This window comes from Alicyclobacillus acidiphilus NBRC 100859 (genome assembly GCF_001544355.1).
Lineage (GTDB): Bacteria > Bacillota > Bacilli > Alicyclobacillales > Alicyclobacillaceae > Alicyclobacillus > Alicyclobacillus acidiphilus.
This window is the reverse complement of sequence record NZ_BCQI01000104.1, coordinates 1-7,409: the sequence shown is the minus strand read 5'-3', so window position 1 is coordinate 7,409 and position 7,409 is coordinate 1. Positions and strand designations below refer to the sequence as shown.

Annotated in this window: 7 protein-coding genes and 2 pseudogenes; 5 read left to right on the top strand and 4 right to left on the bottom strand. The window is 48.1% G+C overall.

Going from position 1 to position 7,409, the window contains the following annotated elements; translation table 11 throughout:
* Window positions 1–135: 135 nt before the first annotated feature.
* Together AAC01S_RS20320 and AAC01S_RS20315 are read right to left on the bottom strand one after the other, a co-directional pair.
* A pseudogene (locus tag AAC01S_RS20320) lies at window positions 136–267 on the bottom strand (integrase core domain-containing protein); the annotation flags it as partial.
* A 174-nt stretch (window positions 268–441) separates the two neighbouring features.
* Complete coding sequence (locus tag AAC01S_RS20315) at window positions 442–903, bottom strand: IS3 family transposase (protein WP_157071278.1); 462 nt, start codon at window positions 901–903, stop codon at window positions 442–444.
* Window positions 904–1,127: 224 nt separating this feature from the next.
* On the opposite strand from AAC01S_RS20315, the gene AAC01S_RS17765 reads away from it, so the two are divergent.
* Entirely contained in the window at window positions 1,128–2,093 is a 966-nt protein-coding gene (locus tag AAC01S_RS17765) for a D-2-hydroxyacid dehydrogenase family protein (protein ID WP_067625660.1), read from the top strand.
* Window positions 2,094–2,166: 73 nt separating this feature from the next.
* Here AAC01S_RS17765 and AAC01S_RS17760 read toward each other — a convergent pair whose 3' ends face one another.
* Entirely contained in the window at window positions 2,167–3,072 is a 906-nt protein-coding gene (locus AAC01S_RS17760; RefSeq protein ID WP_067625657.1) for a LysR family transcriptional regulator, read from the bottom strand.
* A gap of 131 nt (window positions 3,073–3,203) precedes the next feature.
* Between AAC01S_RS17760 and AAC01S_RS17755 the strand changes: the two genes are divergently transcribed.
* The 3 genes from AAC01S_RS17755 to AAC01S_RS17745 are packed head-to-tail and all read left to right on the top strand — an operon-like array spanning window position 3,204 to window position 5,813.
* Window positions 3,204–4,505: an MFS transporter gene (locus tag AAC01S_RS17755; protein WP_067625654.1), complete on the top strand. Its 1,302-nt coding sequence runs from the start codon at window positions 3,204–3,206 to the stop codon at window positions 4,503–4,505.
* 23 nt (window positions 4,506–4,528) lie between these two features.
* Window positions 4,529–5,182 carry an RraA family protein gene (locus tag AAC01S_RS17750; RefSeq protein ID WP_067625649.1) on the top strand — a complete coding sequence of 218 codons (654 nt, stop codon included), beginning with the start codon at window positions 4,529–4,531 and terminating at the stop codon, window positions 5,180–5,182.
* A gap of 4 nt (window positions 5,183–5,186) precedes the next feature.
* On the top strand, window positions 5,187–5,813 hold the full coding sequence (locus tag AAC01S_RS17745; protein ID WP_157071277.1) for a 4-carboxy-4-hydroxy-2-oxoadipate aldolase/oxaloacetate decarboxylase: 627 nt from the start codon (window positions 5,187–5,189) through the stop codon (window positions 5,811–5,813).
* A gap of 339 nt (window positions 5,814–6,152) precedes the next feature.
* On the opposite strand, the pseudogene AAC01S_RS19045 reads toward AAC01S_RS17745, so the two are convergent.
* Window positions 6,153–6,353 (bottom strand): annotated as a pseudogene (locus AAC01S_RS19045) (IS21 family transposase); the annotation flags it as partial.
* 135 nt (window positions 6,354–6,488) lie between these two features.
* On the opposite strand from AAC01S_RS19045, the gene istA reads away from it, so the two are divergent.
* Window positions 6,489–7,409, top strand: a 921-nt coding sequence (istA, locus tag AAC01S_RS17735; protein WP_245630282.1) for an IS21 family transposase, incomplete at its 3' end; no start/stop codon positions are given.

Here is a 7,409-nt window from a genome sequence, read left to right as displayed (position 1 = left end):
TTGTAGCAAATCTCGGACGATTTGAGGAGACATATGCGTATTGCACCCCATCCAGTCAACACAAATACGCATGATCTTTTGAGATAATAGGTCTTGTTGTATGGCCATACTTTTCTGATAATATGCTAATTGGATCTATGCGGCTGCTTCCAATTGATGCCGTTCCTTGAACTCCCGCGACGTAAGATAGCCCAATGCTGAATGCGGACGCTCTTTGTTGTAGAAATCAATGTACGTCGTAACTGCTATCTTGGCTTCCGTAAAGCTGCCATACTCCTGAGTTCAGATTTCTTCTTCCTTCATGTGACCGGAAAAAGCGCTCAATGTAACCGTCCGCATCCGGATTGTGATATCCCGTGCGTTCGTGTTTTACCTGGCACTCCTTCATAGCTTGTACGAATCACCGACTTGTCATTTGGCATCCGTTGGCCGGTCTGAGCGTCAAGTTTGCACCTTGCACCCCAGTTGGAAATCGATTTCCCGATCGTATGCATCGATGACCGCGAACAAATATCCCCAGCCGTCCTTCCCACACCAAATCTTGGTCATGTCACATTGAAAATGTTCGTTCGATCGACTCACCGGAATCCTACCAGACCACTTCGTGCGAGAAGCCCCTCGGTGTGGTGTTTTGACCAGCAATCCCATTTCTCGCATGAGCCGGTGAACGCGTTTGTGATTTACCTGCATGCTGTATTGACGACACAACATGACCTTGATCCTACGGTATCCGTATCGTGGGAATTGTTCACATAGCTGACGAATCCGCTGTTTCAAGAGACCGTCCTTATCTACAATTGGCTTTTCGGCTCTATCCTCACGCTCCTTTAACAAGCTGCAACAATATGTACGATTCTCCTGGGGACGACTATTTGCCCGTTCAACTCCGCCGCCGACCGCCATCCGTCGCGATCGCGACGATCCGCCGCCGCGAACGCATGGCCATCCGGTCGACGGGCGACCGCCGGGACGAATAAGCGGCCGTTGCCCGTTAAGTGTGTCGAATCGTCTGATGTGCCCGAGTAAGGGGGGCTGTATGGCTGCTGTTCAATACGGGGGAACAGGTATGGTATTATCACGCTATACAGTAACATGCTTCATGGTAGGTAAAGAGGAGGACATAGTGTTTGAAAGTTCGGTGTGCGGTGCTTGATGACTATCAGAATGTTGCGCTGTGTATGGCGGATTGGTCAACTATAACAGAGGATGTCGATGTACGAGTCTTCAACAAACATTTTACCGACGAAAATGAATTAGTAAACGCGATCGGTGACTGCGAAATCGTTGTAGCTATGCGCGAACGTACGCCCTTTGGGGCTACGACCTTTTCACGCCTACCATTGTTAAAGTTGCTGGTTACAACCGGTATGAGAAACTCCTCCATTGATTTAGCAGCTGCCGCACAACATGGCGTTACCGTTTGCGGAACTGGAGGTGTATCCCATTCCAAGGCCACGGTAGAACTAACGTGGGCTCTCATCCTTGGGATTTCCCGTCATATTGTGCTGGAAAACCGTGCAATTCAAACGAACGGTTCGTGGCAGACGACGATTGGTACTGATATTTACGGAAAACAACTCGGTATTATTGGCCTTGGCAAGATCGGGACGGATGTAGCTCGAGTAGGTAAGGCATTTGGTATGGAAGTTGCCGCATGGAGTGAAAATCTGACGGAGGAACGTGCTAGTGCAGCAGGCGTGCGCTTAGCTAGTTCAAAGGACGAACTATTGAAGACTAGTGACTATGTTTCCATCCACCTTGTTTTGAGTGAAAGGACAAAAGGAATCATCGGTGCACATGACTTACAACTGATGAAACCTTCGGCATACCTTATCAACACATCCCGCGCACCTATCGTAGACCAGGCGGCCCTCATCGACGCTCTCCAAAATAGATCCATCGCTGGCGCTGGGCTAGACGTTTACGAAATAGAGCCCCTTCCTGAAAGCAGTCCTTTCCGGTCTCTCCCTAATGTCTTAGCTACCCCTCACATCGGTTACGTTACTCGATCGACGTATGAGGTTTGGTACAGTGATGCCGTGAAAGATATTCAGGCTTATCTAGCGGGTTCTCCAGTTCGTACTTTGTCATAGCAACTGTCAGTAGAATAGGAGGAAGATGGGCTTTTCTATACCCATCCCCTCCCACATGCTTTTATGCACGATATTATGATTCCACAAGAGCAACATTCATATCGGCCTTCAAGAGTTCGGAATACTGATTAAAGATAGCCATCGGCCGTAACGCGGTTTGCCTCGGCGACTTATGGGTAATCTGGTAGCAGATTCGACTTGGTGGTGTATCTGTCAATGTTTGGATGATGAATTTTCCGGTTCTTATAAAGAAGCGGCCCATAGACAAAGGAACTATGGCCCACTGTCTTGGATGCTCCATAATTGCTAAGATTAACTGTGCTGTGTCGAGACGCATTCTTGAAGGATTTGCATGGGAACCCCACCATTTGTCGTGCCACATTTGGTAAGCCGGACTCCAATTTATAAACAATTCATCATATGGATCGAGGTTTCTCGGATGGACGGTCGTTCCATGCTCTTCGTACTGACCGAGACGTACGACCACCATGGGCTCAGTAAAGAACGGCTTAATTTCCACCGACGGTAAGTAACGCTCTCTTAGGACGAACGCAATGTCTACCTCCCGACGTTCGACAAGGTCATACAGTTCGGTCGATTGTTGCGTTCGTATCTGAATATCGATGGCTGGTACATGCTGAATCAACTTCCTGTAAACCTGGGGCAGGACGTATACGTTTACACTGTCAACCGAGCCTATCAGCAGGGACAATTTTGGACCCTCGGTCTTCAGCAGTTGCACCTCCCGCCAGATTTCCCACCAACGTTCAGCAATGGGTATAAACTCCTCCCCTGAAGGTGTTACTGTTATCCCGCGTCGTCCCTTTCCTCGTTCGATAAGTGTCATACCTAACGAGCTTTCTAAAGACTTTAGGCGATGACTCACAGATGATTGAGTCAGATTCAGTAGCTCCGCTGCCTTCGTGAGACTGTGGGTTTTTACAATAGTTAGAAATGTCTCAATGGAATCATAGTCCATAAATATCCCCTCAAATATCGAAGATATTTATATTTTATAGCAAAATGATTCGTTTTACATTTGGAAGATACTGATTAACAATCATAGTCAAAACCGGCGTTGACGGTAGTTATTCTTCGGAGGTGACAAGTTTGGGTAATCTCGAAACAAGCGCCGTTATCAAACGTTCGTCGATGAAACGAACCAATGTTCGTTGGTTTGGAGGCTCATTGGTACTGATTCTATGTCTATGTGCCTATCTAGACAGAGCGGTATTCTCTGTTACAGCTTCGCCCATCATGAAAGCGCTTCATATCTCAACCGTTCAGTTTGGAATATTGACCACGGTTTTCTCTGTGGGTTATTTCATCTTCCAAATTCCGGGTTCGATTCTGATTGAGAAACGTGGTTCACGTATCATGTTAACGATTTCCCTCTTTCTTTGGTCAGTTTTCACAATCCTGACCGGGGCCGTAGGGTCATTTGCTGGATTAGTCATTGTTCGCTTCTTATTTGGGTTTGGGGAAGCACCACTGTTTCCTGCGGGCAATCACTTCTACGCGAACTGGTTTCCAAAGCATGAACGTGGACGTTCAAACTCATTGATGAATGGCGGGGCATTTTTCTCCAACGTAATTGGGCCACCGATTATCGTAGCAGTGGTTGCCGCATTTGGCTGGAGATCACCTTTCTATTTGACCGGATTATTTGGAATCCTGTGTGCAGTCGTTTGGTTCGTCACGATGCGCAGCAGACCTGAAGAGCACCGTCGTGTCAGTCAACAAGAGCTTGCTTATATCAGGGACGAGGATTTCACGACCAAAACAAATGATGCTCCTAAAGGTCAATGGTCCATGTTCTTGAAACAACGTTCTTTTTGGATGATTGCATTGGGGTATTTCTCCACATTGTGGGTTGTCCAATTCTTCGTCTATTGGTTGCCATATTATCTTCAAGCAGCGAGAGGCGTTTCCTTTAAGTCCATGGGTTTTTACACAGCTGTCCCATGGATATTCATGACCATCGCTGTACTTGTCGCTGGAACGTTGAGTGATTCTCTGTTGAAAAGCGGCAGGTCGAAATATATTTCCCGAAACCTAGTCTGTGTTATTACTCTTGTGATTTCTGGAATCTCACTTGTACTAAGTACGACGGCTGCATCTGCCATCGGCAATATCTTGTGGATTAGCTTGGCACTTGGCATGGCAGGCTTTTCACAAACGTTAGCTTGGGCGATCTCTACAGACATAGGCCAGCAGTACACATCAACAGTTGGTGGGTGGATGAACATGTGGGGGTTTATCGCAGCAAGTATTGTACCTACCCTGGCCCCTATCCTTGCGAAAAACCTCGGATGGAATGCTGTGTTGTTGGTCAATGCCGGTATTACTGTTTTAGGGATTATCGGTTATCTCGCTGTGAACAGTAATAAACCATTAACAACAAGAATTTAATTTACGAGGAGAGAGGCATTACAATGAGCAACATCCTTCAACGCTTTAACAAACTTTCTACGCCTACCGTATCGGATGCCTTGGACAGAATTGGACTGGAGGGCGCATGTCTAGGAATCACTCCGATTGATCACAACTTTCGATTGATTGGCCGAGCATTGACTCTTAAATACGAACCAGTCGGAGTGGACAAAGGAAATGTGGGCGATTTTATTGATGACATCGACCCAGGCACCATTATTGTCATTGACAACGCGGGACGTCTGAATTGCACGGTCTGGGGCGACATCTTGACTACGATGGCTTCGATGAAGGGCATTGGTGGAACAGTCATCGATGGAGTATGCCGAGACACCAGTCTGTACTCCGAAATTAGCTATCCGGTGTTTAGTAAAGGAAGATATATGAGAACCGGAAAGGACCGGGTGCAACTAGAGGCGATTAACGTGCCAGTTTCCCTCTCCGGTGTTCGAGTACGACCAAACGACATTATCCTCGGCGATACAGATGGCGTCGTCGTGATCCCCGCAGAATATGAGGAGCGCGTTCTCGAAATTTCGCTCGAAATCGAAGAAGCGGAGAGTCAAATTCGTACCGCAATAAAGAGTGGAATGCGGTTGGATGAGGCAAGGAAGACCTTCAAATATCATTCCCTACAAACGAAGAGGGGTGTTTGAGAGTATGAAAACTGTAGATATCGACTTGGATGTACTAAATGCTCTAAAGCAACTCCCTAGTTCTACTGTGCATGAGGCCGCAGGCCGTATCGGGAATTTGCCATCTCAAATCAAGCCAGTTTCTAAAAAGATGAAGCTTTGCGGTTACGCGATGACTGTGCTGTCCCCTCCTGGTGATAACCTCTGGCTTCATCGCGCGATTTACCAAGCAAACCCTGGTGACATCCTGGTTGTTGACGTGGGAACTGCATACGAGTACGGATACTGGGGAGAGATCATGACCACCGCAGCAATGGAACGAGGAATTGGCGGCCTTGTCATCAATGGTTGTGTTCGGGATTCAGACAGATTAGTCGAGCTTAATTTTCCCGTGTTTTCACGAGGTATTTGCATCAACGGAACAGGCAAAGACAACGAAGCACAGCATGCAGTCAATGCGCCAGCGCGAATCGGTAACGTCATCGTGTTCCCTGGTGATTTGGTCCTTGGTGACAGCGACGGTGTTGTTGTAATACCGAGAACACAGGTAGCCAAGGTGGCCGAGTTGGCGAAAGCAAGAGAAGGTAAAGAGTCACAAGTGATTTCCGAGCTTCACAAAGGTAGGAGTACCTTAGAAATCTACAACTTATAGTGATTATAAAGCGACGGTATGACTACCGTCGCTTCTATATTACTAACGCCAGCCAGCGTAGGCTTGCTCTTATGCTAGCCTCTCTCAATGATTTTATATATTTTTCCAGTGATTTCGTGGTTTTCTTCTCGTTCTAACCCAGACGTTTCGCCCGGAATTCCGTGATTTCATGGTGTGTTCGTCAAGCGAAAAGTGGCTCCTTCGCACTTTTGGTGGAGTTACGTGTCCGTGAGTATGGCGGTCTACAAAATTTGCCGCCTTGTGGACAAGTTGGTTACATCGCATCATGGAGCAGACGAGCTCTCAACAACGCAAAGCTCGCTCTACCATACATCTGTCTCTGTTCTCAACATTGCCTTTTTCGTTCCCGCTACGAGGATTACAAAACAGCGGCTCAAAGCGGTAGTGGGCGCAAAACCGCGCAAACGCATCCGTCGTCTTGCGTTCTCCGTCTGCCAGCACAGAGACCACGGCGACAGACAGGTTGTCGAACCAGATCTTCCTTGGTACGCCACCCACTTGCTCAAAGACTCGTTTGAGTACTTGTGTTCGCTAACATAAAAGTTGACCACGTGGAGGTACATTGACAACCAAAAAGTTGACCACCCCGTTAATCCATTCCTGTACGCTAGAGTTGCGACGCTCAGCGTATGGGAGGAAAGGACTTTGTACGGGATGGTCGATAAAGAGTATATCCGAAAAAAGCACTTCGTAGATGGTTGGTCTATTCGGGAAATTAGTCGGCAATGCAAGATTTCGCGCCAGACGGTTCGAAAAATGCTTGAGGACTCAGAGGTGCCAAAGTACAACCTCACTGTGGAGCGACCACGTCCAGTCATGGAACGCTGGATCCCTGTGATTGAGCAATGGCTGCGGGAGGATCAGCGACCGGGTGTCCCAAGGAAACAGAAGCACACTGCTGTCCGGATTCATGAACGCCTAAAGGAAGAATTCTCCGACGAGTTTGATGCAGCAGAATCCACAGTGCGCATGTGGGTTCGTAGGCTCCGAAACAAGAGACCCGAGGCGTATGTTCCTCTTGCCTCAGATGCTGGAGAACTAGCGCAAGTGGACTTCGGGAAAGCTGCTATTCGAATCAATGGCGTCATGACGGAAATCTCCCTGTTTGTCTTGCGCCTCCATTTCAGTAGCGTGATTTATGCACGTGCTTTTTCAACTGAGAAGTTAGAAGCATTCCTAGAGGGACATAGGCATGCATTCGAATGGCTCGGTGGTGTGCCGGGAAGTGTTCGCTATGACAATCCAAAGACCGCTGTGACGAAGATTCTTGCCGGTCCTCTTCGTGAGGAGCATGAGATGCTGTCCAGTCTACGAGCGCACTATCTCTTTGACAGTGAGTTTTGTCGTCCCGGTGAGCCCCATGAAAAAGGCGGTGTAGAGAATGGTGTCGGCTATGTGCGCCGACATGTCTGCGTACCCGTACCAGAAGTCCGTCACCTTGACGAATTCAACATGATCCTAGAGCGTTGGTGTAATACGCAACGAGAGAAATCCATGTTGGCGTGGATGCAGGACAAGCAGGAGCTGCGACCATTGCCGGTGCATCCGCACCGCTGCGCGACCTCACACGCCGTT